This window comes from Arthrobacter ginsengisoli (assembly GCF_031456935.1).
Classification (GTDB): domain Bacteria; phylum Actinomycetota; class Actinomycetes; order Actinomycetales; family Micrococcaceae; genus Arthrobacter; species Arthrobacter ginsengisoli.
In genome coordinates, this window is record NZ_JAVDVQ010000060.1 from 1 (window position 1) to 1,820 (window position 1,820).

The following is a 1,820-nucleotide window of genomic DNA, read 5'->3' on the forward strand; positions in this document are numbered from 1 at the left end:
CCATGACCATTGCACTGTGCACGCTGTCCCATTCGCCGTTGTTCGGCATCAACGATCCGGGACCCGAAACCCTGGCTGAAGTCAACGCCGCTTTTGACCAGGCCCGGGCCTTCGTGAAGGACTTCGACCCGGAGATCACCATCGTTTTTGGCCCGGACCACTACAACGGTGTCTTCTACGACATGATGCCGGCGTTCTGCATCGGATCCGCTGCCCGCTCCGTCGGGGACTGGGGCACCGAACCCGGTCCGCTTCCGGTGGACAGGACAGCGGCCCGTGCCCTGGCGGCGGCAGTGCTGGACGCCGGCGTCGACGTCGCACAGTCCGAGGACATGCACGTTGACCACGGGATTTCCCAGCCGCTGGAGTTCATTTTCGGCAAGGGATACACGAACCCGGTCGTCCCGGTCTTCATCAACGCGGTCGGGCTGCCCCTGGGCCCGATGGAGCGCATCAGGCTCCTCGGCGAAGCGATCGGCCGGGAAATCGCCTCCTGGAACAAGCGCGTGCTCATCATCGGCTCCGGCGGCCTGTCCCACGACCCGCCCGTTCCCCGGCTGGAGGAAGCTTCCCCGGAGGTCATCGCCCGCCTGATCGACGGCCGGAATCCGTCCCCTGAACTGCGCGCCGAACGCGAACGCCGGGTCATCGAGGCCGGAAAGGCCCACGCCGCAGGCGCCGGGACCTTCCAGGAAATCAACCCCGGGTTCGATGCCCTGGTCATGGACACCCTGTCGGACGGCGATGTGTCGGCCACCGACGACTGGACCAATGAATGGATGGAGAAGGAAGGCGGGCACTCCGCGCACGAAATCCGTACCTGGGTCGCAGCCTACGCCGCACTGTCAGCAGCCGGCGACTATGCGGTCACGAACCGCTGGTACTGGCCGGTGCAGGAATGGATGACCGGGTTCGGGATGATGACCGCAGTCTCGAAGGAGGCCTGAGAATGGGAAAGCCCGTAGATTTCGAAACCCGCGCTGCCATCCAGGCGCTAACCATTGAACATGCTTACAAACTCGACCACGGATTCGCGGACACACTGCACGAGCTCTACACCGCAGAGGGGGAACTGCTGGGCCTGCCGCCCCGGGACCTGATCGGCAGGGAAGCCCTCCAAGCGTGGGGAGCCGACCGGGTGAAGCTGGCCCGGACCTCACGCCACGTGGAGACCAACCACCGGCTCGTGTGGGACAACGGAACCCTCAAAGGCACCGTGTGTGCCACCGTGTACCGCAGCGACACCTCCGATACCAGCGCCACCGCTCCCTTCATGGTCGGGGACTACGAGGACGAATACGTCCAGGACGCCGGGGAATGGAAATTCCGGCGCCGGATCATCCGGCGCGCCTTCCGGATCCAGTCCTGATCATGACGGCCCGGCATGCGCCCTTCCAGCTGAAAGAGATTAGTTCATGAGCACCACACCAACCGACGGCGCCCGCACCGGTGCCAAGGCGTTCAACCTCGATGACCTGGAACTGCAACAGGTCAGACCGGGATTTTCCCGCACCGGGATCAGGTCCGACGGGGCCGTCACGACGGTCAACTGGTTCGAACCCGGATACAAGACGGTAGGCCCGCATTCGCACCCCTTCGACCAGCTCAGCTACGTCCTGGCCGGGGCCATGAGGTTCTACGTCGGCGACGAGGTCTTCGACCTCACCGCCCCGGCCGTCCTCCACATCCCGGGAGGTGTGCCGCACTGTGCCGAGCCCCTGGGCGAGGAGAAAGCGCTGAACATCGATGTCTTCGCGCCCGTCCGCGAGGACTACCTCAGCCTCTGCGAACACCAAGGATACGAACAATGAAAGCAGTAC

General features: G+C 64.6%; 3 protein-coding genes. All 3 read left to right on the forward strand.

The features are described 5' to 3' along the window. Positions 1-947 (forward strand): 3-carboxyethylcatechol 2,3-dioxygenase (locus J2X01_RS21915; protein ID WP_310062659.1); only part of this gene is annotated, 947 nt, incomplete at its 5' end. Positions 948-949: 2 nt separating this feature from the next. Beyond that, positions 950-1,369: a nuclear transport factor 2 family protein gene (locus J2X01_RS21920; RefSeq protein WP_310062663.1), complete on the forward strand. Its 420-nt coding sequence runs from the start codon at positions 950-952 to the stop codon at positions 1,367-1,369. A gap of 46 nt (positions 1,370-1,415) precedes the next feature. After that, positions 1,416-1,811 carry a cupin domain-containing protein gene (locus J2X01_RS21925; RefSeq protein ID WP_310062665.1) on the forward strand — a complete coding sequence of 132 codons (396 nt, stop codon included), beginning with the start codon at positions 1,416-1,418 and terminating at the stop codon, positions 1,809-1,811. Positions 1,812-1,820: the final 9 nt, after the last annotated feature.

Excerpts from the sequence above, each read along its gene's own strand:
- J2X01_RS21920 (WP_310062663.1), top strand. The coding sequence starts at position 950 with ATGGGAAAGCCCGTAGATTTCGAAACCCGCGCTGCCATCCAGGCGCTA.
- J2X01_RS21925 (WP_310062665.1), top strand. The coding sequence starts at position 1,416 with ATGAGCACCACACCAACCGACGGCGCCCGCACCGGTGCCAAGGCGTTC.